At 70.1% G+C, this 24,156-nt stretch carries 19 protein-coding genes; 16 read left to right on the top strand and 3 right to left on the bottom strand.

Going from position 1 to position 24,156, the window contains the following annotated elements:
- The first annotated feature begins 61 nt into the window (after positions 1-61).
- The 16 genes from G448_RS0112175 to G448_RS0112095 all read left to right on the top strand — a co-directional run bounded on the left by G448_RS0112175 (position 62) and on the right by G448_RS0112095 (position 18,460).
- Positions 62-1,369, top strand: coding sequence for an amidohydrolase (locus tag G448_RS0112175; protein ID WP_051269078.1), 1,308 nt, complete (start codon positions 62-64; stop codon positions 1,367-1,369).
- A 287-nt stretch (positions 1,370-1,656) separates the two neighbouring features.
- A complete protein-coding gene (locus G448_RS0112170) occupies positions 1,657-1,941 on the top strand; it encodes a hypothetical protein (protein WP_026408203.1) in 285 nt (94 codons plus the stop codon).
- Between the two features lie 427 nt (positions 1,942-2,368).
- A complete protein-coding gene (locus G448_RS0112165; RefSeq protein WP_026408202.1) occupies positions 2,369-3,091 on the top strand; it encodes an aspartate/glutamate racemase family protein in 723 nt (240 codons plus the stop codon).
- Between the two features lie 53 nt (positions 3,092-3,144).
- The gene (arcC, locus tag G448_RS0112160) at positions 3,145-4,086 is read left to right on the top strand and encodes a carbamate kinase (protein WP_026408201.1); all 942 of its coding nucleotides are present in this window, start codon (positions 3,145-3,147) and stop codon (positions 4,084-4,086) included.
- Between the two features lie 72 nt (positions 4,087-4,158).
- Positions 4,159-5,667 carry an NCS1 family nucleobase:cation symporter-1 gene (locus tag G448_RS0112155; protein ID WP_026408200.1) on the top strand — a complete coding sequence of 503 codons (1,509 nt, stop codon included), beginning with the start codon at positions 4,159-4,161 and terminating at the stop codon, positions 5,665-5,667.
- A gap of 80 nt (positions 5,668-5,747) precedes the next feature.
- Positions 5,748-7,148: an allantoinase AllB gene (gene allB / locus G448_RS0112150; RefSeq protein WP_245572325.1), complete on the top strand. Its 1,401-nt coding sequence runs from the start codon at positions 5,748-5,750 to the stop codon at positions 7,146-7,148.
- Between the two features lie 70 nt (positions 7,149-7,218).
- Positions 7,219-8,214, top strand: coding sequence for an aspartate/ornithine carbamoyltransferase family protein (locus G448_RS0112145; RefSeq protein WP_026408198.1), 996 nt, complete (start codon positions 7,219-7,221; stop codon positions 8,212-8,214).
- 98 nt (positions 8,215-8,312) lie between these two features.
- Positions 8,313-8,723, top strand: a complete 411-nt coding sequence (locus G448_RS0112140; RefSeq protein WP_026408197.1) for a DUF3830 family protein — start codon at positions 8,313-8,315, stop codon at positions 8,721-8,723.
- An 80-nt stretch (positions 8,724-8,803) separates the two neighbouring features.
- Positions 8,804-9,625: a transketolase gene (locus tag G448_RS0112135; protein ID WP_026408196.1), complete on the top strand. Its 822-nt coding sequence runs from the start codon at positions 8,804-8,806 to the stop codon at positions 9,623-9,625.
- The gene (locus G448_RS0112130; RefSeq protein WP_026408195.1) at positions 9,622-10,569 is read left to right on the top strand and encodes a transketolase family protein; all 948 of its coding nucleotides are present in this window, start codon (positions 9,622-9,624) and stop codon (positions 10,567-10,569) included. Before G448_RS0112135 ends, G448_RS0112130 begins: the two co-directional genes overlap by 4 nt.
- Positions 10,570-10,647: 78 nt before the next feature.
- Entirely contained in the window at positions 10,648-11,568 is a 921-nt protein-coding gene (locus tag G448_RS0112125) for a sugar phosphate isomerase/epimerase family protein (RefSeq protein ID WP_026408194.1), read from the top strand.
- 60 nt (positions 11,569-11,628) lie between these two features.
- Positions 11,629-12,555, top strand: coding sequence for an NAD(P)-dependent oxidoreductase (locus G448_RS0112120; RefSeq protein ID WP_026408193.1), 927 nt, complete (start codon positions 11,629-11,631; stop codon positions 12,553-12,555).
- Positions 12,552-14,351, top strand: coding sequence for a glyoxylate carboligase (gene gcl / locus G448_RS0112115; protein WP_026408192.1), 1,800 nt, complete (start codon positions 12,552-12,554; stop codon positions 14,349-14,351). The genes G448_RS0112120 and gcl overlap by 4 nt, the downstream gene beginning before the upstream one ends.
- A gap of 398 nt (positions 14,352-14,749) precedes the next feature.
- Entirely contained in the window at positions 14,750-16,273 is a 1,524-nt protein-coding gene (locus tag G448_RS0112110) for an NCS1 family nucleobase:cation symporter-1 (protein WP_026408191.1), read from the top strand.
- A 228-nt stretch (positions 16,274-16,501) separates the two neighbouring features.
- Complete coding sequence (locus G448_RS0112105) at positions 16,502-17,329, top strand: MerR family transcriptional regulator (RefSeq protein ID WP_245572324.1); 828 nt, start codon at positions 16,502-16,504, stop codon at positions 17,327-17,329.
- A 627-nt stretch (positions 17,330-17,956) separates the two neighbouring features.
- Positions 17,957-18,460, top strand: a complete 504-nt coding sequence (locus tag G448_RS0112095) for a hypothetical protein (RefSeq protein WP_026408189.1) — start codon at positions 17,957-17,959, stop codon at positions 18,458-18,460.
- Here G448_RS0112095 and G448_RS16540 read toward each other — a convergent pair.
- The 3 genes from G448_RS16540 to G448_RS0112080 all read right to left on the bottom strand — a co-directional run bounded on the left by G448_RS16540 (position 18,457) and on the right by G448_RS0112080 (position 23,964).
- Positions 18,457-19,827 (bottom strand): C2 family cysteine protease, encoded by a 1,371-nt coding sequence (locus tag G448_RS16540; protein ID WP_245572323.1) that lies wholly within the window; start codon positions 19,825-19,827, stop codon positions 18,457-18,459. The two genes, G448_RS0112095 and G448_RS16540, sit on opposite strands and share 4 nt — an antisense overlap.
- Positions 19,824-20,159 carry a hypothetical protein gene (locus G448_RS0112085; protein WP_026408188.1) on the bottom strand — a complete coding sequence of 112 codons (336 nt, stop codon included), beginning with the start codon at positions 20,157-20,159 and terminating at the stop codon, positions 19,824-19,826. The genes G448_RS16540 and G448_RS0112085 overlap by 4 nt, the downstream gene beginning before the upstream one ends.
- Positions 20,160-20,412: 253 nt before the next feature.
- Positions 20,413-23,964 (bottom strand): PPi-type phosphoenolpyruvate carboxykinase family protein, encoded by a 3,552-nt coding sequence (locus G448_RS0112080; RefSeq protein ID WP_245572322.1) that lies wholly within the window; start codon positions 23,962-23,964, stop codon positions 20,413-20,415.
- Between the last annotated feature and the right edge of the window lie 192 nt (positions 23,965-24,156).

Genomic DNA, 24,156 nt, shown 5'->3' with positions numbered 1-24,156 from the left:
TGCGATCGTGAGCGTCGGAGCGACCCGGCCGACCGTTCCGACGGGGGCCTACATCGAGCACATGCGCGCCGAGACGCGGGAGCGGGCCGTGGCCCTGTCCGCACCGCCGGCCCTCGACGACGGCCAGGGCTCGCCGCCCGGCCGGCATGAGCGCCTCGGTCGACTGCTCGAGGGACTCGGCCCCGAGCTGGTCGGGCTGTCCCACGACGTCCACGACCACCCCGAGACCGGGTGGAACGAGCACTACGCCATGGCGGCCGTCGGGGCCCTTCTGGAGAGCCACGGCATCGACCACGAGGACGGCGTCTTCGACGTGGCGACCGCCCTGCGCGCCGAGGTCGGCGCGATCGATGACGCCCGCGCCCCCGCCGTGGCCATCCTCTGCGAGTACGACGCCCTGCCGGGCATTGGGCACGGCTGCGGCCACAACGTCATGTGCGCCCAGGCGGTCGGCGCCTTCCTCGCGCTCGCGGCCGTCGACCGCGAGCTCGACGGCGGGCTGCCGGGGCGGGTCGTCCTCCAGACCACTCCCGCGGAGGAGAACTCGACCTGCAAGGAGATCCTCGCGCGCAGGGGGGCCTTCGACGGCGTCGACGCCGCGGTCATGGCCCACTCCTACGGCTACGACCTGACCCGTCAGACCTGGCTCGGGGCCCGGCGCTTCCGGGTCGTCTTCACGGGCGTGCCCGCGCATGCCTCGGCCGCACCGTTCATGGGCCGCAACGCGCTCGACGCGGCGGTGCTGGCGCTCGACGGCATCAGCATGCTGCGACAGCAGCTGTCGCCGACGGATCGGGTCCACGCGGTCATCGTCGACGGCGGCCAGGTTCCCAATATCATTCCGCAGCGGGCCGAGGTCAGCGCGCGCGTGCGCTCGAAGTACCCGGAGACGCTCGTCGACCTGTTCCGGCGCGTGTCGGACGTGTTCCGCGGGGCCGGGCTCATGGCCGGGGTCGGCGTCGAGATCATCGCCGACGGGTCGCCCAACGAGATGCCCGTGCGGGACAACCGGCCGTTGCTGCGGTCCTGGGTGAGGGCCCAGCGCGAGCGGGGACGCGAGCCGCTGCCCTTCGGCGTGGTCACGGAGTCGATCGCGGCGGGTACGGACTTCGGCAACGTCTCGGTCCGCCTTCCCGGGATCCATCCGCTGGTGAGCGTGGGGGACGAGTCGCTCATGCTGCACACCCGGGAGATGGAGGAGGCCGCCGGCTCGCCCACGGGCGATGCCGCGGTGCTCGACGGCGCCTACGGGCTGGCCGCGGTGGTCGCGGACTACCTCGACGACGCCGACCTGCGCGAGCAGGTCCGGGCGGACTTCGAGTCGGAGGGCGGGGTCATCGACGTGGAGGCGATGTTCCGGTCCATGTGACCCGGTGGCCCGTGCGACCCGCCTCCTGCCTACTGCGACCCGTGTCCGGCTCGAACTCGCGCGGGCGGCCCCGTCGCCGCGATCGACGAGCCCGCGCCCGAGAGTCTCGAGTCTGCCCCGCGCGGGTCGGCCCTCCGCACCGACGTGCGCTCGTGATGGATACGACATACCTCAGTGCTCTGAGGTGTTGTACATTGGCGGCAGGTCCGAGTGAAGAAGGACGTACACACAGCCGTGCGGGGCACGGCCGTGCCCCGCACCTTCGTCTTCGAAGAAAGCAGGGAACCATGTCTGTCGTAGCCCTCGATGCCACCGCGAGCCACCCGTCTTCGGCCCGTCTCCGCGCCGTGCCCTCGGACAGGCCGCTCGACGAGGCCCCCGTCGCGACGTCGCAGACCGACACCACTGTGACCGTCGTCGCCGTCGTCTTCGCGGTGCTCGCCATCCTGAGCATGTTCATCCTCTTCGCCGCCGCGGCCGGATCTCTGCCGGTCGTCGTCGGCTGCGCGCTCGCCTCGCTCGTCGTGAGCGTGGCCACTGCCTTCCACCAACTGCGACGCGCGGGGCTCTGAGGGGCCCGACCAGCGGACGAGTACGACGAGGGGCGCTGCCGGCCGGCAGCGCCCCTCGTCGTACTGAGCCCGGTGGATGGCGCGGGCCTCGCCCGTCCGGGCGCGAGCTCCTCCGAGTCGCACCTCATACCGGCTCGGCTCATGCGGCTCCGTCCTCCGGGCGCGGGCTCCTCGTCGAGCGTCCCGCCGGGCGCGCAGCGGGCCTCGCCCATCCGGATGCGGGCCGTCGACGCCCAGCGCCGGCGGGGCGGAACGACCGGCGCCGCCGCGTCCCGTCTCGACGATTTTGAAGACGACGGCCTCAGGGGGTTGCCAACGGAGGGCGCGAGAGGTGTAATAGAGACACCTCAGAGGTCCGAACTCAGAGGTCAAGGGTCTGTAATGGTGCAGTCCCGGACACAGACTCATGCGTGAGGAGTGCAAGGCCGTGAAGATCCTCGCAGTCAACGTGAACACCACCCGTTCGATGACCCGCTCCATCGCCGAGGCGGCGCGCGTCGTCGCACGGCCCGGCACCGAGATCGTCGAGCTCACGCCGAGTTTCGGAGCCGACTCGGTCGAGGGCAACGTCGAGTCCTACATGGCGGCGGTCGGCGTCATGGACGCCGTTGTCACCCATGTCGGAGACTTCGACGCCGTCATCCAGGCCGGTTTCGGCGAGCACGGCAAGGAGGGGCTCATGGAGCTCCTCGACGTGCCGGTCGTCGATATCACCGAGGCGGCCGCCCACCTGGCCATGCTCGTCGGGCGCCGGTACTCGGTGGTCACCACGCTGGACCGCACGGTCCCCGGCATCGAGGACCGGCTGGCGTGCTTCGGGCTGAGCGCCCACTGCGCCTCCGTGCGATCCTCGGGGCTCGGCGTGCTGGAGCTGGAGGACGCCGACGCCGCCCGCCGGGCGGTGGTCGCGCAGGCGCGTCTGGCGGTCGAGGAGGACCGCGCCGAGGTCATCGTCCTCGGTTGCGGAGGCATGGCCGGACTCGATGAGCGGCTGGCCGCCGACCTCGGCGTCCCCGTCGTCGAGGGTGTCACCGCAGCGGTCAAGCTCGCCGAGGGACTGACCGACCTGCGTCTGACCACCTCCAAGGTCCGCACCTTCGCGCCGCCACGTCCCAAGAGGATCAGCGGCTGGCCGTTGTCCGCGCGCTGAGGCCCACCCGCACCACCCCGTTTCCGCAACAACGTCGTCGCTGGAAGGACATCATGATCACCAAGGGAATCGTCGTCGCCGTGGGCGGCAACGCACTGATCAGGGACAAGCACCAGATCTCCGTGGAGAGCCAGAGCGCCTCCATCCAGGAGTCCTCGAGGTGCATCGCCGCACTCGTGGACGCCGGCTACACACCGGTCATCACCCACGGCAACGGGCCGCAGGTCGGCTTCCTCCTGCGCCGTGCCGAGCTCGCGCTCGACGAGCTGCCCGCGCTCCCCCTCGACGTGCTCGGTGCCGACACGCAGGGCGCCACCGGGTACCTGTTCACCAGGAACCTGCGAGGGTGCCTCGCCGAGCGGGGCATCGACCGCCAGGTCGTCGCCGTGGTGACGCAGAGCCTGGTCGACCCCGACGACCCGGCGTTCGCCGAGCCCAGCAAGCCCATCGGCTCCTTCATGGACGAGGCGGAGGCCCGCGAGCACGAGCGGAAGGACGGCTGGGTCCTGCGCGAGGACTCCGGCCGCGGATGGCGGCGGGTCGTCGCCTCGCCGCAGCCCCTCGACATCCTCGAGCGGCGCGTCATCGGCTCACTGGTCGATTCCGGCTGCGTCGTCGTGGCCTGCGGTGGCGGCGGCATCCCGGTGCGTCGCGAGGGCACCGAGTACGTCGGCGTCGAGGCGGTCATCGACAAGGACTTCGCCTCCGCGCTGCTGGCCAACCAGCTGGGCGTTGACGACTTCGCCATCTGCACCGCGGTCGATGCCGTCAGCCTCAACTACGGCACCCCCGAGCAGATCGACCTGCGCGAGCTGACCGTCGAGGAGGCCGAGCGCCACTTGGCCGAGGGGCAGTTCGGCGAGGGGTCGATGGCCCCCAAGGTTCAGGCGGCCGTCAACTTCCTCCTCAACGGCGGCCGCAGGGTCGTCATCACCTCCCTGGCCAGGCTCCGGGACGCCGTCGACGGCAGGGCCGGCACTGTCATCACCCGCTGACCGTCACCGGTCGGCGCCGACCAGCACAGCAAGCCCGGGCAAAGGAGCCCGGCACGACCCACAGGAGAGCTCATGACCGCACCAGCAGAAGACCGAGCGCCGACGACCCCGGAACCGGTCGCCGACATCGATCCGCGCCTCATCAACGACGACCTCGCCCCGGCCCGCAGCCGGGACTGGGGATTCTTCTCCCTGTTCGCCATGTGGATGAGCGACATCCACTCCATCGGCGGCTACACCTTCGCCGCGGGCCTGTTCGCCCTCGGCCTCGGCGCCGCGCAGGTCTTCACCTCGCTGAGCGTCGGCATCGTCATCGTCTTCCTCCTCATGAACCTGGTGGGATTCGCCGGCCAGAAGACGGGACTGTGCTACCCGGTGCTCGCCCGCATCACCTTCGGCACGATCGGCTCGAACCTGCCCGCGCTGCTGCGCGGCTTCGTCGCGATCTGCTGGTACGGCATCCAGACGTGGCTGGCCTCCAGGGCCGTCATCGTGCTCGTCGCCGGCCTCTGGCCGGGCGTGACCGAGATCGGCCGGACCCGGTTCCTCGGGGAGACCCTGCTCGGCTGGGCGGCATTCATCCTCATGTGGGCCCTCCAGCTGCTCCTGCTGCGCAAGGGCATGGAGACCATCCGCAGGTTCCAGGACTGGGCCGGGCCGGCGGTCTGGGTCGTCATGCTCATCCTGACCGTCTACGTCCTCAAGCTCGCGGGCTGGCGCATCTCCTTCGACCTGGCCAGCACCCCGTCGCAGTGGGGGACTGCGCACGCCGTTCTCGCGGGCGTCTCCCTGACGGTGGCCTACTTCGCCACGCTCATGCTCAACTTCTGCGACTTCTCGCGATTCTCCCCCTCCCGCAAGGCGGTGTGGCTGGCGAACCTGTGGGGGCTGCCGGTCAACTTCATCGCCTTCTCGGTCGTCTCCGTCCTCGTCACGGCGGGCTCACTGCAGATCTACGGCGAGTACATCTTCGACCCGGTCGACCTGGTGGCCCGCCTCGACCACCCCGTCGCCATCGTGCTCGGAGCCATCACCTTCACCGTCGCCACCCTGGGCATCAACGTCGTGGCGAACTTCGTGTCCCCGGCCTACGACCTCGCCAACGCCTGGCCGTCGAGGATCACCTTCCAGCGCGGCGGCGTCATCTCCGCCTGCATCGCGCTGGTCATGACGCCGTGGAACCTCTTCAACAGCCCCTTCATCATCAACGTGTTCCTCGCGGCTCTCGGCGCCGTCCTCGGACCGCTCTTCGGCATCATCATCGCCGACTACTTCATCCTGCGCAGGCAGCGGGTCCAGGTCTCGGAGCTGTTCAGGGCCCGGGGGGCGCACTCCTTCGACAGCGGCTGGAACATGCGCGCCGTGTGGGCCTTCGTCATCGCCTCGATCCCCTCGATCCTGGTCGCCGTCGTGCAGGTCGACTTCTGCAGGTTCCTCAGTCCCTTCTCCTGGTTCATCGGGGCCGGCCTCGGCCTGATCATCCACCTGCTCATCTCGCGCAACGACCCCCATATCGCGCAGGCCCTGGCGCAGGCGGCGGCAGTCGACCTCGACGCCGACCGCGACTCGGTCGCGCGCTGAGACCCGCCTCAGCGCCGCATCGCAGTCGCGCATCCCATTCGCACCCCATCCGCATGACGAGGACGTGAGGAGACACGGCCATGACCCCCGACAAGACAACCGATGGAGCAGCCGGAACAACCATGAGCGAGACGAGCGCAGCCGCGGCCGCGCAGCACCAGCTCGTCGTCCGAGCGCGGCGCGCGGTCCTGCCCGACGGGATCCGTCCGGCCGTCGTCGTCGTCGACGACGGGCGCATCACCGCCCTGCACGAGGGCGACGATGCCGCCGTCCGCGCCCGCGAGGAGATCGTCGTCCCCGACGACCAGGCCCTCATGCCGGGGCTCGTCGACTCCCACGTGCACGTCAACGAGCCCGGTCGCACGGCCTGGGAGGGCTACGAGAGCGCCACCCGGGCGGGACTCGCCGGCGGCATCACCACGATCCTCGACATGCCGCTGAACTCGAGCCCGGCGACGACGACGGTCGCCAACCTCGAGACCAAGATGGCATCGACCACGGGCCGGCTCTCGGTCGACGTCGGCTTCTGGGGCGGCGCCGTCCCGGGCAATATCGACCAGTTGGCGCCCCTGTGGGACCGGGGCGTCTTCGGCTTCAAGTGCTTCACGGCCCACTCGGGCCTCGACGAGTACGGCTACCTCGACTACGACGAGATCAGACGGGTCCTCGCCGCGCTCGCCGAGCTCGACGCCGTGCTCATCGTCCACGCCGAGGACTCCCGGATCCTCGCCGAGGCGCCCCAGGGGATCACCGACGAGTACGCCACCTTCCTGGCCTCCCGGCCCCGCGCCGCGGAGAACACCGCCATCGAGCGGGTGCTCGACGCCGCACGCGACACCGGCGCCCGGACGCACATCCTCCACCTGTCCTCCTCCGAGGCCCTGCCGGCCATCCGCGCCGCCAAGCGGGAGGGCGTCAGGGTCACTGTCGAGACCTGCCCGCACTACCTCACCTTCGCCTCCGAGCTCATCCCCGACGGCGCCACCGAGTACAAGTGCTGTCCGCCGCTGCGCGAGGACGACAACCGCAGGGCCCTGTGGGAGGGCCTCAAGGACGGCACCATCGACCACATCGCCTCGGACCACTCGCCGTGCACCGTCGACCTCAAGCGGAAGGACACCGGGGACTTCGGCACGGCCTGGGGAGGCATCGCCTCCGTCCAGCTCGGGCTGCCGGCGGTGTGGACCGCCGGCGAGGAGTTCGGCATCGGCCTGGGCGACATCGCCCGATGGTTCGCCGCGAACCCCTGCGCGAGCTTCCGCGTCCCCGGCAAGGGGGCCATCGCCGTCGGCAATGACGCCGACTTCGCCGTCGTCGCCCCCGAGGAGACCTTCGTCGTCGATGTCGAGGCCCTGGAGCACAAGAACAAGATCTCGCCGTACCAGGGGCGCACCCTGCGCGGCGTCGTCAAGCGGACCGTGCTGCGGGGCCGGACCGTCGATCGCGACTCCAAGGCCGGCCGCATGATCCGCCGTCCCTGAACCGGGGCCCTCCGCTCCGCAACCGCACCAGAACCGCACCAACACACCTCAATCTCGAAGGAGAGGCACCATGTCCGCCTACATGCGCTCGATGAAGGGCCTGGTCGACGCCGTCGACCACGTCGGCAAGGACTTCATCTCGATCACCGACATGACCACCGACCAGCTCTACTCGCTGTTCGAGCTCGGAAAGAACCTCGAGCTGTTCAACCGCTCGAAGGTCGACCTGCTCAGCGACCGGATGCTCGCGCTCATGTTCTTCCAGCCCTCGACCCGCACTCGCATGAGCTTCCAGACCGCCATGGAGCGCCTGGGCGGCCACGTCATCGTCGAGGCCAACCCCAAGGTCACCTCCTCGGTGGCCAAGGAGGAGAGCATCGAGGACACCATGCGCTGCGTCTCGCAGTACGCCAACCTCCTCGTCATCCGCCACTACGACGCCGACGAGGCCCGGCGGGGGGCCGGGGCCGCCGAGTGCCCGGTCATCAACGGCGGCTGGGGCCACTGGGAGCACCCGACCCAGGCCCTGCTCGACCTGTACACCATGTGGCGCCGCTTCGGGCGCATCGAGGGACTCAACGTCGCCGTCGTCTCGCCGGACATGATCGAGGCCCGCACGGGGCACTCCATGGCCGCGGGCCTGGCCCGCTTCGGCGCCAACGTCACCATCTGCTCCGACTCCGACCGCCGCACCCCCGCCGAGGTCAGGGAGCGGATCCTCTCCTACGGCGATGTCGATCTCAAGGAGGAGTTCGACTTCGAGCAGGACACCTTCAACGAGTTCATCCGCACCCAGGACCTCATCTACCTGCCCGGCTGCTCCGCCCCCGCTGGCGCCAAGGCCGAGGAGTTCAAGACCCTCATGGACCGCTATCTGGTGCGCTACGAGACGCTCCAGGAGGAGGCGGACAAGGGGCACCCGATCTACGTGACGCACACCCTGCCGCGCCGCGCGGGCGAGATGGACCTGCGGATCGACAACACTCCGCACCAGCTCTACTTCCGGGCGATCCTCCAGTCCGTCTCGATCCGCATGGCCCTGGTCACCGCGATCCTCGGCCTGTGAGCCGCCGCCGGCGTCCTCCCGCGACCCGCGCATCGACCCGTCAACCCCATCGAACCGAGAAACCGACACGAGAACCGACACGAGAAAGGACTCGCATCATGCTTGAGATCAAGGCCGGCGGCTTCACCTTCCTGGCCCGCTACGAGGAGGAGGCGGCCCCCGCCACCGTCGCGGCCTTCCGCGACAAGCTCCTCCCGCTCGACTCCAAGATCATCCACGTCCGCTGGTCCGGCCAGGCCGGCTGGATCCCCATGGGCGACCTCGACCTGGGCATCGAGTCCGAGAACGGCACCTGCTACCCGCACCCCGGCGAACTCGTCATCTACCCCGGCGGCGTCTCCGAGACCGAGCTGCTCCTGGCCTACGGCTACGTCAACTTCGCCTCGAAGGCGGGCCAGCTCGCGGGGAACCACTTTGCCACCGTCGTCGAGGGCGCCGAGAACCTCCCCGCCCTCGGGGAGAAGTTCCTGTGGGACGGCGCCCAGGAGATCGCGTTCCGCGAGGTCTGAATCACGACACGTCACCACCATCCGCAGCGTCCCGCCCGACGGGCCGCCCCCTCGGGCGGGACGCGGCCAAGGAGGAAACCATGCTCAATGACTCCGAGCTCGCCGAGCTCGAGGACGTCGCGCGCCGGTGCCGGCGCGACATCGTCCGGATGACTCACAAGGCCGGCAGCGGTCACCCGGGGGGCTCGCTCTCCGCCATCGACGCGCTCGTCGTCCTCTACCTGCGGCACATGCGCGTGCGACCCGAGGACCCGCTGTGGCACGAGCGCGACATGTTCTTCCTGTCCAAGGGGCACTGCACGCCCGCCTACTACGCGGCCATGGCCGCGCGCGGCTACGTCCCGCACGAGGAGCTGCTGACCTTCAGGGCCATGGGCAGCCGCCTTCAGGGCCACCCGTCCAACACCCACCTGCCCGGCGTCGACTCCTCGTCCGGATCGCTCGGACAGGGGCTCTCGCTCGCCAACGGGGCCGCGCTCGCGGCCCGGTACGAGGGCCTGGGGGCGCGCTACTACGTCATGATCGGCGACGGCGAGAGCCAGGAGGGCCAGATCTGGGAGGCGGCCATGACGTCGGCCGCCCGGGGCCTGGACAACGTCTGCGCCATCGTCGACGTCAACGGCATCCAGCTCGACGGGCCCGTCGAGTCCGTCAAGTCCCTGGGGGACCTGCCGGCCAAGTGGCGCGCCTTCGGCTGGAACGTCATCGACATCGACGGGCACGACCTGCGCGCCATCGACGACGCGCTCACCGAGGCCGCCCGCACCAGGGGCGTCCCCACCACGATCATCTCCCGCACCGTCAAGGGCAAGGGCGTGTCCTTCATGGAGAACACCGCCAAGTACCACGGGCTCGCCCCCACGGACGAGGAGCTCACCACCGCTCTGGAGGAACTGCGATGACCCGGCTTCAAGAGCCCCGCGCGGGCTACATCGAGGGGCTGCTGGACATCGGCGCCGAGCACGACGACGTCTTCGTGCTCGACGGCGACTGCGCCAAGGCCAACTACACCGACCGCTTCGGCGAGAGGTTCCCGGACCGGTTCTTCGACCTCGGCATCGCCGAGTGCGACATCATCGGCACCGCGGCCGGCATGGCGGCGATGGGGCGGGTGCCCTTCGCCAACGCGTACGGCAACTTCCTGACCGGTCGCGGCTTCGACCAGGTGCGCGTCTCGGTGGCCTACTCCGGGCGCAACGTCAAGATCGTCGGGCACAACGCCGGCACCTCCGCCGCCCAGGAGGGGGCGACCCACCTGCCGCTGGAGGACGTCGGCATTATGCGCGCCATCCCCGAGATGACCGTCGTCGTGCCGTGCGACGCCGTCGAGATGCGCAAGGCGGTCCACGCCGTTCACGCCCTGGACGGGCCCGTGTACCTGCGCGTCGGCAAGCTGCCCGTCCCCGTGGTCACGGACGAGAGCACGCCCTTCGAGATCGGCAGGGCGGTCGGGCTGCGCGAGGGCGGGGACGTCACCCTGCTCACCACGGGCTGCATGGCCTCCGAGACGCTCCGCGCGGCCGAGCTGCTCGCGGCCGAGGGCCTCGAGGCGGACGTCCTCCACCTGCACACGATCAAGCCCCTCGACGTCGAGGCGGTCATCGCCTCGGCGACCAGGACCGGCTGCGTCGTCACCGCCGAGGAGCACTCCGTGCTGAACGGCCTGGGATCCGCCGTCGCCGAGGCCCTGGGGGAGCGCTTGCCCGTTCCCCTGGAGCGGGTCGGCACCAAGGACGTCTTCGGGGTCTCCGGAACCATGGACGAGCTCTTCGACCACTTCGGTCTGCGCGCCGCCGACATCGCCCGGGCCGCCCGCAGGGCCCTGGGCCGCCGTGACCGCGGCTGACCCGGGCCCATCGCGCTCCCGCGCCCCGCCACCCGCACAACCCACCAGGAACACACCAGGAATCTCAGGAGAGACAGTATGAAAGAGTCACTGCACGACTACATGAAGGTCGGCATCGTCCACTTCATGGCCTACCCCTTCGCCGCCAGCGGGGAGGAGCCGGTCGCGGACGCCGTCGCCGAGATCGTCGAGGACGAGTTCTTCGACGCCATCGAGGTCACCCGCATCAACGACGAGGCCGAGCGCCGGCGCGTGGCCGGCATCCTGAGCACCGCCGGCGTGGCCGTGGGCTTCGGAGGCCAGCCCTACGTCCTCAAGGGCGGGCTCAACCTCAACTCGTCGAACGAGGAGGAGCGCGCGCACGCCATCGACGTCCTCAAGAAGGGCATCGACCAGGCCTACGAGCTCGGCGCCGGCAAGTTCGGCTTCCTGTCCGGCCCCAGGCCGCCGGCGGACGAGCGGGACCGGGCCCTGGAGCTGCTGGTCGACTCCATCGTCCAGCTCGGCCGCTACGCCCGCTCCAAGGGGGACCTCGTCCTGTCCCTGGAGACCTTCGACGACTCCACCGACAAGAAGGCCCTCGTCGGCACCAACCGCATGGCCTGCGAGGTCGCCTACGAGGTGCGCAAGGCCATCCCGGACTTCGGCCTCATGGTCGACCTGTCCCACCTGCCCATGCAGGGCGAGACCCCGCGCCAGGCGCTGAGCGCCACGCGGGACTTCATCAACCACGCCCACATCGGCAACTGCGTCATCGGCGACCCGGGCCACCCCGACTACGGCGACCTCCACCCGTACTTCGGCCACCCCGACGGCGAGAACAACGTCCCCGAGGTGCGCGAGTTCCTCCGGGGCCTGCTGGACATCGGTTATCTGCGCGAGGACGCCCCCGACCGCGGCATCGTCGCCTTCGAGGTGCAGCCGCGGAACGGCCAGCGCACCGGCGCGGTCGTCGCGGACGCCAAGCGCGTGCTGCGGGAGGCCTGGCGGACGCTGTGAGTCCGCTGACGGGCGCACCGCAGGGCCGCGGAAGAGGTTGATGGAGAGGACGGAGCTGATATGAGCACTACTGAGGACGCGCGGAGCCTTCGGATCGCCCTGGTCGGGCTCGGCGCCATGGGACTGCCCATGGCGCTGAACCTCCTGGCCGCCGGCCACCGGGTGACGAGCCGGTCCCGCGATGCGGGCAGGACGGCCCGATTCGCGCGGGCCGGAGGGGTGGTGGGCGACTCCTGGGCGGAGGCCCTCGACGGCGCCGACGTCGTCATCACCGTCCTGCCCGATGGCGGCGTCGTCCGCGACCTGATCGAGCGTCCCGACGGCGTGGCCCGGTGCGTCGGGCCCGGCGCCCTCATGATCGACATGAGCACCACCTCCCCGGCCGACGCCCGGAGCGCCGGGGCCCGGTGCGCCCAGCTGGGGATCGACTTCATCGACGCCCCCGTCTCCGGCGGGGTCGCCGGGGCCGAGGCGGGGACGTTGTCGATCATGGTCGGGGGCCGGGACGCGGACCTGGAACGGGCGCGGCCGGTGCTGGAGGCCGTGGGCCGCTCGATCACGCACGTCGGGCCGCTCGGCTCCGGGCAGGTCGCCAAGGCGGCCAACCAGCTCCTGGTCGGCGCCACCCTGACCGCCCTGGGCGAGGCCGTCCTGCTCCTGGAGCGCTCGGGGGTGGACCCCGCCGTCGCCCTCGGGGCGCTCACCGGCGGCCTGGCCGGATCGCGGATCCTGGACGCCAAGGGCCCCCAGGTCGTCGCGCGTGAGCTCTCACCGACCTTCACCGCACGACTCCACGCCAAGGACATGGCCATTGTCCGGGACGCCTCCCGGGACGCCGGATGCGTCCTGCCGGTGGCCGACCGGGTCGAGGAAGTATTCGCCATCGCCGTCGCCAACAGCCTGGGCGACCTGGACCACTGCGCCGTGGTCCGCGTCGCGGAGCTGCTCAGCGGCACACATCCCACCGATTGGAGCAAGGAACCATGACACTCATGAGAGCAGTGGACGCCATCGTCCTCATTCTGGAGAAGGAAGGCGCAACCCAGGCCTTCGGTGTTCCGGGGGCCGCCATCAATCCCCTGTACTCCGCGATGAAGAACCACGGGGGGATCGGACACGTGCTCGCACGGCACGTCGAGGGCGCCTCCCACATGGCGGAGGGGTACAGCCGGGCCGGCGCCGGGAACATCGGCGTGTGCATCGGCACGTCGGGCCCCGGCGGGACCGACATGATCACCGGCATGTACTCCGCCTCGGCGGACTCCGTCCCGATCCTGTGCATCACCGGCCAGGCGACCGTGCCCATGCTCAGCAAGGAGGAGTTCCAGGGCGTCGACATCGCCTCCGTGGCTGCGCCCGTGACGAAGATGGCCGTGACCGTCCTCGAGGCCGCCCAGATCCCCGGCACCTTCGCCAAGGCCTTCCAGCTCATGCGATCCGGGCGCCGCGGCCCGGTCCTCATCGACCTGCCCTTCGACGTCCAGGTCGCGCGGATCGACTTCGACATCGACTGCTACGAGCCGCTCCCGGTCGCGGTCCCCACCATGTCCCGCGCCCAGGCCGACCGTGTCCTGGACATGCTCGACGCCGCGGAGCGCCCGCTGCTCATCGCCGGTGGCGGCGTCATCAACGCCGACGCCGCCGATGATCTCGTCGCCCTGGCCGAGTACCTGGACGTGCCGGTCGTCTCCACCCTCATGGGCTGGGGCGCCATCCCCGACGACCACCGGCTCGCCCAGGGGATGGTCGGCATCCAGACCTCGCAGCGCTACGCCAACGCCACCTTCCTGGAATCCGACCTGGTCATCGGTCTCGGCAACCGCTGGGCCGCCCGGCACACCGGGAACCTGGACGTCTACCGCGAGGGGCGCCGATTCGTCCACGTCGACATCGAGCCCACCCAGATCGGACGCGTCCTCGCCCCCGACCTGTGGTCCGTCTCCGACGCCGGAGCCGCCCTGCGAGTCCTGCTCCGGGCGGCCGAGGAGCGCTACTCCGGTCCCCTGGAGCGCTACGGCTCCTGGGTGGAGGCGTGCAACGAGCGCAAGCGCACCCTCCTGCGCAAGACCCACTTCGACGACGTGCCGCTCAAGCCGCAGCGCGTCTACGAGGAGATGTGCCGGGCCTTCGGACCGGAGACCCGCTACGTCACCACCATCGGCCTGTCCCAGATCGCGGCGGCGCAGATGCTGCACGTCTTCCGGCCTCGCCACTGGGTCAACGCCGGACAGGCCGGCCCGCTCGGGTGGACGATCCCCGCCGCGATCGGCGCGTGCGTCGCCGATCCGGGCACCCCCGTGGTGGCGCTGTCCGGCGACTACGACTTCCAGTTCCTCATCGAGGAGCTGGCGGTGGCCGCGCACTTCCGGATCCCCTACGTCCACGTCGTCGTCAACAACGCCTACCTGGGGCTGATCCGCCAGTCCCAGCGCAATTTCGACATGGACTACCAGGTCCAGCTCTCCTACGACAACATCAACGCCCCCGAGACCGACGGCTACGGCGTCGATCATGTCGGCGTCGTCAAGGGCCTGGGGTGCCACGCCATCCGCGCGCGCACTCCCGACGAGCTCGGCGCCGCGCTGGCGCGGGCGCGGGAGCTCGCCGAACGGGACCGCGTACCGGTTGTCGTCGAGGCCATCCTGGAGCGCGTGACGAACATCTCCATGGGTGTCGCGATTGATGCCGTCACCGAGTTCGAGGAGGTCGCCGAGGACCCGGTCGCCGACGCCCCGACCGCGGTCGGGCTGAGCGCCCGGGCTCCCGTCGCGGCGACCCGCTAGCGGCTCGCCGGTACCCGACGGCAGCACCGGCGTCGCCGCCCCGGGGAGGGCCCGGCCCTCCCGCTCGGGCGCGGGGTCCGGGGCCGCGACGGCCATGACGCGCCCCGGCTCCCCGTCTCGACCGCCCGATGCGGGAGCCCGGCCTCCCCGCTCCGGCCGCTCGTGAGGGGACGGCGGCGTCGGGACCGTTACTGCGCTCGCGGTCCCGCCGCCGGGGTCGCGAGGGCGGGGACGCCCGCCTGCCGCCGGTGAGGCGGCACGTCGCCGATCGCGCCTCGATGAAGAGGCGCCCGTCGTCGTCACGTTACGGGCCGGTGACGACAGCCGACCACCGCGACGGCGGTGAACGCGCCTTCCGCAGAGCCCGTGCCACCTGACAACGGTGTGAGGAGAGAAGAATGAAAGCACTGGACGTCGACCACGACGAACTGCGCCGTGGAGACACCGAGGGGCGCCTGTTCAACGATGACCTGGCCCCGGCGAGCGCGGGCGACCGCAGCTGGAACAGCTATTCGCTGTTCTCCCTGTGGATGAATGACGCGCACAACGCCTCGAACTACACATTCGCCGCCGCCCTGTTCATCGGGACGGGGGCACTCATGGGGATGACGCCGCTCGCGATCGTCATCGGCGTGCTCATCGCCACGGTGATCATCTTCGTGGCGTGCTGCGTATCGGGGCAGATGGGCTACGAGACCGGCGCGCCCTACCCCGTCATCAGCAGGGTGACGTGGGGGATCTGGGGGGCGAACTTCCCGGCGATCGTCCGCGGCATCGTCGCCATCGCCTGGTACGGCATTCAGACGTACCTCGCCTCCATCTCCCTGGAGCTGCTCCTCATGCGGGTGTTCCCCGTCGTGCAGGGATGGGACGCCTCGTTCGTCGGGCTGAGGATGTCGGGATGGCTGGCCTTCCTGATCCTGTCGATCATCCAGCTGATCATCGTGTGGCGCGGGATGGAGGCGGTCCGGCACTTCCAGGGAGCCGCGGGTCCCACCATCTGGGTCATCATGATCGGCCTGGGCCTGTGGATGCTCTCCCAGGCCGACTGGCAGTTCCACTGGACGGTCAATGCCGACGGCGCGGCGCCGCCTCTCGGCACGCAGGTGCACCAGGTGCTGGTCGCCGTGGGCCTGACGGTCGGCACGCTGGCGACCCTCATGCTCAACTTCTCCGACTTCGCCCGCTACGCGCCGAGCTCGCGCTCGATGGTCATGGGCAACCTGCTCGGCCTGCCGCTGAACTGGACCGCCTTCGCCATGACGTCGGTCCTGTGCTCGGCGGCCGCCATCGAGGCCTACGGCGTCGCCATCCACGATCCGGGCGAGCTGCTGTCCCTGGTCGACAACGACATCGTCTTCTACGTGGTGAGCCTCGGGTTCATCGTGGCCACCATCGGGGTGAATATCGTCGCCAACTTCGTCTCGGCGGCCTTCGACCTGTCCAATGTCAATCCCAAGCGGATCTCCTTCCGGGTGGGCGGGATCGTCGCCGTCGTCGCCTCGATCGTGGTGACGCCGTGGAACCTCTACGGGAGTCCGGCCGCCATCACCTACTTCCTGGGCTCCCTGGGCGCGCTTCTGGGTCCCTTCTTCGGAATCCTCGTCATCGACTACTTCTACTTCAAGCGCGCGCGCATCGACCTGCGGGACCTGTACTCGCCGGGGCGCGACGGACGGTACTACTACCAGCACGGGATCAACATGAATGCGCTCATCGCCTTCATCCCGGCGGCGATCATCGCCCTGTGCATCGCGCTCGTGCCGGTGCCGCTGCTGCAGACGCTGGCCCCGTTCTCCTGGTTCATCGCGGCACCGCTCGGGTCGCTGTGCTACTGGACGGTCATGCGCGTGCGCGGGGTCGAGGAGCGGCTGGTGCCCGAGCCCGTCGACGGCGGACAGGACGAGGCCGAGGCCGCGTAGATCGGGCGGGTCCGGCTCGCGGCTCGTGGCGGTGGTCCGCGGCCCGCGGCAACTGTTCGCGCCGTCGGGTGCGCGTGCCGCCGTCGGCGCGGACCGTTCCCTGGACCGATCTCGAGCCGGAACCGGACCGATCTCGGTGCGGAACTCGACCGATCTCGGCGAGGGGGCGCGCTTGACCCTCACGCGGCGTGAGACGTCAGGGTGGCGCGCGTGAGGGATGCTGTGCTCATGGAGCGAACGCGGAATGGGTCATGGGGCGGGGCCGAGGAGCCCTGCGAGCTGACGGTCGGGCGGACCGCCGCGCTCGTCGGCGTCAGCGTGCGCACTCTGCACCACTGGGACGAGATCGGGCTGGTCGTCCCCTCGGCCCGCTCCTGGGCCGGCTACCGGCTCTACGGGCCCGACGACGTCGCCCGGATCCACCGGGTCCTCGTCTACCGGGAGACCGGGATGACGCTGGCCGAGGTGGCCCGGGTCCTGGATGACCCGGGCGCGGACGCCGAGGCGCACCTGGTCCGCCAGCGCGAGCTGCTCCGGGCCCGCATCGCTCACCTGACCCGGATGCTCCGGGCGGTCGACACGATGATGGAGAGGAACAGCATGGGCGAGCACCTGACCCCGCAGCAGCAGGCAGAGATCCTGGGCGTCGGATGGAATCCCGCCTGGCAGGAGGAGGCGGAGGAGCGCTGGGGCGGCACCGACGAGTGGGCGCAGTCGGCCGCTCGCAAGGACGCGATGACCCGTGAGGACTGGGCGCGGGTCGCGAAGGAGGCGAGTGACCTCGAGGCCGATCTGGCGGCCGCCATGCGCGAGGGCGTCGAGCCCGGCGATGAGCGGGCCAATGCCCTGGCCGAGCGGCACCGCGCCAGCATCGACCAGTGGTTCGACACGACCTACTCCAAGCAGGTCCTCATCGCTCGCGGGTACGTCGCCGACCCGCGCTTCACCGCTCACTACGACAGGCTCGAGGTCGGCCTGGCGGCCTGGCTCAAGGGGATCATCGACGCCAACGCGGCCGCGCACGGAGTGGACCCGGGCGCCGCCGTCTGGCGCTGAAACCGGTGGGAGTTCCTCGCGTTCGGACCACCCGAGCCCGTCGGCGCCGCCTCACCACCACCGGCTGGGATGTCAGCGCCGGTCGTCGAGATCGGTCGAGTTCCGGCTCGAGATCGGTCCGGTTCCGCGTCGAGATCGGTCCGACGGCGGCGCGCTCGATCGTCGGGACCGCGAGTCGGACATTTCTGCACGAGGCTGACATTCCTGCGCGAGTCCGACGACGGCGTCGTCCGACTCGCGCAGGAAAGCCCGATTCGACGTGCTGCTTGAATGCGATCAGGGGTAGTCGTCATTGAGCTGCGGAAATTCTGGGAACAAATCGCCTGTAGGGTTTCGTGTCGGCGTGCCGGTGGGGTTGTCTCGGTTTTTCGTTCTGCGGTGGAGCGGGTGGGTTAGGATGTGGTTGTTCCTGGTTCCCGGGCGAGTGCGGAGTGGGCGATGATGGTGCGTCGAGGTGCTGGCGGTGGTCGTGGTGGTGAGGCCGGTCGGGCGGCTGGGGCTGGTGGAGCTGCCGTGGCGGTCGGGTCTGCGGTTGAGGGGTCCGAGGCTGCTGCGGATGTGATCGGTGGCAGGGGCGGTGGTGCGGGGTGTCGGCGGGGGCGTCGTGCGGTGCGGACATTCGGGGCGGTGCTGGGCGTGGTCGTCATGGCGTTGTCGAATGCGGCCATGGGATTGGTGGGGTGGCTCCTGTGGACGTACCCGCTGCCCTTCTCCGTGTCGTTGCCCGAAGGTGTCGAGAAGGGCGAGATCCTGACGCTGAATGCAACGACCGATGCGGTCTGGGTCTCTCAGTACTCGCTGGACGCGGGAATCAGCATAGGATTCAAGGATCTGCGGCTGGAGAATCGCCAGTGGGTGGGTGAGATATCCCGGGCCCGGGAGGAAGGCGGCTCCCAGGCTATCGCCTTCCATCTGGGGCAGAGCATCTACGTGGACGGTCTGGGGACCCTCACGCTGGTCGGTGTTGATCCGATTGTGGTGCCGCCCTGGCAAAGACCGCTGCCCGGAAGCGGCCCGCGGATCACCTTCAATCTCAACCCCGACCCGGGCGTGACCACCGGCCCCCGCCCCCATCACGGCACCGGAAGTCCCACCCCCGGCACTGAACCGGATCAGGAGGAAGCCGGCTAGGGCGTCTTCTGGGCGATATCCGTTTCGGGGAAGTACTTCTCATACTCCTCGCGCGTGATCCTGATCCGACCCCCGTCACCGACGTGGGTGCCGTCGGAAGTTTCGTTGTTGGCCCACGGATTGATCAGGGTGACGTATTCGTCGTCGATTTTCTCGACCGTATACGTGTGATGCTCGACGATCTTGTAATCGCCACCCTGGTCGCGGTCATCGAAGACTCCGTCATTATTCGTGTCGGCATCGATGTGATCATCGCTGACCGTGCCGCCGCCGCTCGTCGAGGCCGTGACCGGTCGCTCGTCGTTGACGGCGCCCTCGATCTGCGTCCACTCCGAGCCAGTGTACTTGTGATCGTCCCACCACGGCCAGCCGAGCCATCCCGAGCCACCATGGGTATCGATGTGCTCACCCTCCTGATTGGAGATGGTCTTCATCGCGTCCTTCGAACGCCCGCCGTCGTTCAGGTCCTTGTTACCGAAGTGCTGGCCGTAAGCGCGCTCGTAGATATTGATGATAGTCGGACCGCTCTGGTTGCCCTTGGCGTAGTAGTCGGTGACCGGGACCACGACCTCCTTGCCGTTGTCGTAGAGGGTGACCATGAAGGCGTGCTTCTCCTCATCCCACTCGATCTGGTCGCGCAGGTACTGCCGGCCCGACTCGCTCTGCGAGTAGGCCTGGAGGGTCGCCAGCAGGTAGCAGTCACCAATTTTGAACTGGTCCACGGAGCCCCAGCCGTCAGTCCCATCGGCCTGCCTCCTGATCCGTTCGATGTCCTCCTCGCTCAACTCGGTCTTCTCGCGGGTGGGGTCCTCTTTGCCCATGAGGAAGTCCCAGAACCCCCGCCCATCGGAGGCCCGCTGACCTGTCTGACCTGCCTGGGCCCCATCGTCGGAGCCTGCGTCCATGAGCGCGGCTGCGGCCTCGCGGGCGGCGAGGCCGACTGCGGCCCGGATATTCGTCGCGGCCCCGGCGATCCCGGCCAGGGCTCCCACCGCCCCGGCGACCGCCGCCGGGTCGCCCAGCGCCCCCAGCACCACGCTCGCAGCCCGACGACGCAGGTCCTCAAGGGCCGCCTGAGCCTTCTCCAGGACGTCGGCGTACGTCTCCAGCACGCCGGCGCCGGCCAGGAGACGGCTCGACATGCTCTCCAGGTCGCGCACCAGGCTCCGTGAGGCCTCCCGGCACGCGTCGGCGCTCCGCCCCTGACTCGATGAGACGGCCGCGCGCGCACCGTACGCCAGGTCGGCGCTCCAGGTCGCCGTGCGCGCGGCCGACCTCCATGAGTCCGCCAGGGCGCGCACTCCCCCGGGCGAGCCCGGCACCTCGCCGATGACCGGCCCCGCCAGGGCCTCTGCGCTCACGCTCACCGCCACGCTCCCATTCCTCCGGGGGCGCCCGTCGTCATCGACGTGACGGATCCGCCCAGGGCGCGCGCGCCGTCGGCGGCCCTCTCATCGGCACCGGTCAGCAGGGCCAGCGCCTCGCGCGCGCCGTCGGCCACCTGCCCGGCCCGGGCCGCGGCCCGCGCCGCCTCATCTGTGCGTGCCGACGCGAAGGCGGCCGTGGCCGCGGCCAGCACGGGCGAGCCCAGAACACCCGCCCCCTCCCCGTCCGCATGGGCGGAGGCGGCCTCCTGACCGCAGTCGGCGGCCAGCGCGGCCGCCTGCACGAACTCCTCGGGGATCACTTCCAGAGCCATCAGGGCAACCTCCTGCGGACGCCGCCCGGAGGGGTGGCCGGATCGGCATCGTCGTGACTGGCAGAGACAAAGGTCACATTAGCCCATCTGTGACCGGCCCGACCAGTGGCCGAACAGCACATCCACAGGGGTCCGATCGGGCGCCGCACCTCGTGGGGGAGGCAGGAACCCGCATCCTGCCTCCCCTACGTGTCGTCGCACGGCCCCGCCGTACCGGGGCGTCGTACTACCGGCCCGTCGCCGCCGGAGGATGTCAGGCGCCGTCGATCGGCGCGCCCTCCGCCAGGGTCGGCTGGAGACCGAGGGTGCCGACCAGGTGCTCGCGATAGGCCGGGGAGGCGACCTCGTCGAGTCGGGCCCGCGCCGAGGCCAGGCGGCCCTCGATGTCCAGACGTGCGCTGACCTCCTCGTTGCCCTCGGTCGTGGCGAAGCGGGTCAGGGCCACGATCGAGGCCTCGGCCTGCTTGCGGTCGCGCTCGACCTTGGCGTCGACGCGCGCCGCGTACCAGTCGGAGGCCAGGATGTTCTCGCGCTCGAAGAGGGCTCGGAACTCCGGGCTCGTCAGGTCCCAGCCCTCGCGGGAGGTGCCGTCGATCATGATCTCCAGCAGGGCCCGCAGCGGCGGCACGGCCCACTCGATGGAGCCATCGGCGCGGTAGTGCTCGGCCACGACCTTGTGCGTGGTGACGATGATGTCCACCGAGTCGGCGAAGACCGCCTCATCCTGCAGCTCGGGGCGCAGCATCTCCTCGGTGAAGACGACGTCGGGGTGCAGGAAGATCCGCCCGAAGAAGGCCGAGGCGAAGGACTGGTTCATGCGGTAGCCCAAGCGGGAGGCGTGAACGATGCGGCCCTCGTGCTCGAAGTCCTCGATGCGCTCCAGGAACCCGCCCTCGATGAGGTTGCGGGCGTCGCGCTCCTCGGAGCTCATGCGGGAGAAGACCTCCGGGATGAGCAGCGAGATGTCGTGCGCCACCTGGACCCTCGGGCCGATGTAGCCGGCCGAGGACAGCCAGCCGTCGTAGCCGCCGAGGGCGTAGGACAGCAGGGCCGCGTTGAGATCGTAGATGGCCGGCAGCGCGTTGAACGGCGCCTTGGTGAGCGCGCCCTCGCTGCCGGCGCCCGTCGTCGAGGGCGACTTGCCGGTCATGGAGGAGATGAACTCCATGAAGAGCTCGGGCAGCTCCATGTAGTGCAGCGGGTTGTAGGCGCACAGCGGCGGGACCCCGTCCTCGGGCGGGTTGTTGCGGCGCCCGGCGGCGACGACGTCGACGCTGTGGCGCAGCGGCTCGTCCAGGGGCGCGTCGCGGAAGAGATGATTGGTGAGGTCCGCCAGCGCCACGTCCTTCGGGTTGGCGATGTCGGGGCGCACCTGGAGGTAGCGGGGGTTCTTGGTGGGAGTCCCGTTCACCAGCCGCGGGTTCGCCGTCGAGACCCAGTAGGTCTCCTCCGCGGGATCCTCGGCCTCGGGCAGGGCGGCCGCCCGGTTCACGAGGTCCTGCATGGGCCGGGTGAAGCGGGACAGGCCGGGGGCGTCGGCGGCCATCGCCCGGGCGTCGTCGGGCGTGAGCGGCTGGAAGTTGGAGATGAACAGGTCCGCGTCCGGGTCCGACATGTCCGACTCGGTCTGCTTGTCGTAGCCGCGCACGATCGCGTCGTCGGGCCGCTGGAAGAGCAGGGACTCGCAGTTGGTGACGAACTTGCGCGACAGCTGCGAGTCCGGGGTGGAGACCAGGCCGCCGGGGGCCACGATCGAGGCGGTGATGTCGTCCTCGGTCTGGACCTTGGCGGCCGGGGAGAAGTCCGGGCGCAGGGACAGCAGGCGCCAGGCGCCGTCGTCCTCGAAGCCCACGCGCAGCATGTTGATCTTGATGACCTCGCCGTCCAGACGCAGGGAGTTTCCCTTGCGGCCATTGATGATGCCCACCGAGAAGTGGCTGCGCCAGTCCTCGCCCCAGCTGGGCTGGTAGTAGCGCTTGACGGTGAAGATGAGCTCCTTGATATGGGCCGGGATCGACTCCAGGAAGGCGTTGTACTCCTCGGTGTACATGGGCGACGGCGTCAGCAGCTTGATGACGCTCCCCAGCGAGCGGCGCTCGGAGAGGATCGAGCGGTGGTTGGCGCTCTTGTTGGCCGGGTCGACGAAGCGGTCGGCGTAGTTGCCGTCGAGGATCCTCTGGACGGTGTCGAAGTCCTCGTCGACGTCGCCGACGTAGGCCTCGCCGAAGACGAAGGCGTCCAGGAGGGACTTGGAGATCTCCGACTTGCCGCCGCCGGAGACGGTGGCCGGCTTGTGGGCCTGCGTGGACCAGGGGGCGGTGCCCACCAGGTGCCACTGGGTGGCGTCGCCCTCGCGGTGCTTGGCGTGGACCCGGTAGCCGCCTGGGGCCACGTAGGTGGTGCCCACCAGCAGGGGGATCGAGGCCTCCTGACCGTCGGGGCGGGTCCAGGTGATCGTCTGGCTGCGCATCGAGTAGTGGGCGCCGGCGGGCACCAGCACCACGGTCGGGTCGGCCACGGCGACGGCGGAGCCGTCCTCGCGCACCTCGAAGCGGCCGGGGTTGCGCTCGACGACGTGCTCGAGTGTCGCGCCCGCGGGCGTGTGGGCGTCGGTGTACTCCTGGCCGAGGTTGTAGCGCGGGTAGGCGATGGCGCCGCCGGAGTGCTCCTCCTCCACGCAGCCGAAGAGGTTGGCCGAGTACCCGATCTGGGTCTTGACCTCCTTCTTGCAGTAGCCGTAGTAGTTGTCCGCGATGACGGTGACGATGACGCCGCGCTCGTCGCGGGCGACCAGCTTGAAGGCCTTCCCGTCGTTGTAGGGCTCGGTCTCATCGCGCCAGCACATGCCGTCGCGGCGCTGGCGCTCGGTGGCGTCCTCCCAGGCCGGCAGCCCCAGCTCCCTCTTGGTCAGGGTGGTCAGGTGCGGGGCGAGGATGACGCAGCCGGTGTGGCCGGTCCACGACTCCGGCGCCAGGGAGGCGTCGTTCTCCGGCAGGTAGGGGTCCCCGCCATTGCCGAAGATCCCCTCGACGAAGTCCAGGTTGGACACCAGGCCGCCGGGGGCGATGAAGCGGATCTCCATGGAGCGCTCGGCGGAGAAGCCGGGGACCTCGGGCACGACGACGGGGCGCAGCAGCAGGGAGACGAAGCAGCGCGCCGGCTCGGCCTGGTTGGAGGCCCACGGCAGGGTCATGAGGTCATCGGGGGCGTCGACGGCGGCCGCCAGGATGCGGGCGAAGACGTCGCGGGGCACGGCCTTCTTGTCGTCCGGGATGGGCAGGCCCCCCTCGGCGACGTGGAAGACGCCGGCGGTGGTGCGGCGGTCGTTGCGCGGGTTGTGCAGGACGCCGGTGAGCACCTTGCGGCTCTCGACGTAGTCGGAGGTGAAGCTGGTGGCGTTCACCGGCAGGGACAGGGCGCGGGCCAGGCCCGGCTGGTCCAGCACGAAGGTCGAGGCCGGGAGCCTGGGCCGGGTGGCCGCGCCGTCGAGATAGGAGTCCAGGAAGGCCTGAATGCGGCGGTCCGCGGCGCACGGCCGGTTGGCCAGGCGTCGGGTCAGCTCGCGTTGACGGGCCAGGATCGGCGCCACGAGGCGGTCGGTCTCGCGATCGAAGTCGGAGCGGGCGGCATGATCCGGGACGGGGACGCCGAGCAGCTCCAGGCGCAGCGCGATCGCCGAGTTCGCCGAATTCGTTGAATTCGCTGAGCTCAGTGAACTCGCCGGGCCTGCGGGGCCTGCAGGGTTCGCCGAGGTGTCCGGGGTACTGGTCGGGGCGGCGGGAGAGAGTGCAGGAGAGAGTTCCATGCCGCGAAGCCTATCCGCGGGGTGCGACACGCGCTGTTCTCATCGACGGCGGGGAGTGTCGGTGAGTGTCGGTCACAAGCACGTGCTGTATACCACGGAAGAGGCGGTCGAGGTTGTTTCGGTCACTAGTCGGACGCCGGGCGCTCATGGGACGGCGGCGGCCCGCGGTACCGGCGGGCCGGTCGCCCGGGG

Origin of the sequence: Actinomyces gerencseriae DSM 6844 (assembly GCF_000429265.1) — a bacterium.
GTDB lineage: Bacteria > Actinomycetota > Actinomycetes > Actinomycetales > Actinomycetaceae > Actinomyces > Actinomyces gerencseriae.
This window is presented reverse-complemented; position numbering and strand designations above follow the sequence as displayed.

Coding starts and splice junctions, on each gene's coding strand:
- G448_RS0112170 (WP_026408203.1), top strand. CDS start 1,657: ATGTCTGTCGTAGCCCTCGATGCCACCGCGAGCCACCCGTCTTCGGCC.
- G448_RS0112145 (WP_026408198.1), top strand. CDS start 7,219: ATGTCCGCCTACATGCGCTCGATGAAGGGCCTGGTCGACGCCGTCGAC.
- G448_RS0112105 (WP_245572324.1), top strand. CDS start 16,502: ATGGAGCGAACGCGGAATGGGTCATGGGGCGGGGCCGAGGAGCCCTGC.
- G448_RS0112155 (WP_026408200.1), top strand. CDS start 4,159: ATGACCGCACCAGCAGAAGACCGAGCGCCGACGACCCCGGAACCGGTC.
- G448_RS0112140 (WP_026408197.1), top strand. CDS start 8,313: ATGCTTGAGATCAAGGCCGGCGGCTTCACCTTCCTGGCCCGCTACGAG.
- arcC (WP_026408201.1), top strand. CDS start 3,145: ATGATCACCAAGGGAATCGTCGTCGCCGTGGGCGGCAACGCACTGATC.
- G448_RS0112130 (WP_026408195.1), top strand. CDS start 9,622: ATGACCCGGCTTCAAGAGCCCCGCGCGGGCTACATCGAGGGGCTGCTG.
- gcl (WP_026408192.1), top strand. CDS start 12,552: ATGACACTCATGAGAGCAGTGGACGCCATCGTCCTCATTCTGGAGAAG.
- G448_RS0112080 (WP_245572322.1), bottom strand. CDS start 23,964: ATGGAACTCTCTCCTGCACTCTCTCCCGCCGCCCCGACCAGTACCCCG.
- G448_RS0112110 (WP_026408191.1), top strand. CDS start 14,750: ATGAAAGCACTGGACGTCGACCACGACGAACTGCGCCGTGGAGACACC.
- G448_RS0112135 (WP_026408196.1), top strand. CDS start 8,804: ATGCTCAATGACTCCGAGCTCGCCGAGCTCGAGGACGTCGCGCGCCGG.
- allB (WP_245572325.1), top strand. CDS start 5,748: ATGACCCCCGACAAGACAACCGATGGAGCAGCCGGAACAACCATGAGC.
- G448_RS0112120 (WP_026408193.1), top strand. CDS start 11,629: ATGAGCACTACTGAGGACGCGCGGAGCCTTCGGATCGCCCTGGTCGGG.
- G448_RS0112085 (WP_026408188.1), bottom strand. CDS start 20,159: ATGGCTCTGGAAGTGATCCCCGAGGAGTTCGTGCAGGCGGCCGCGCTG.
- G448_RS0112125 (WP_026408194.1), top strand. CDS start 10,648: ATGAAAGAGTCACTGCACGACTACATGAAGGTCGGCATCGTCCACTTC.
- G448_RS0112175 (WP_051269078.1), top strand. CDS start 62: ATGCGCGCCGAGACGCGGGAGCGGGCCGTGGCCCTGTCCGCACCGCCG.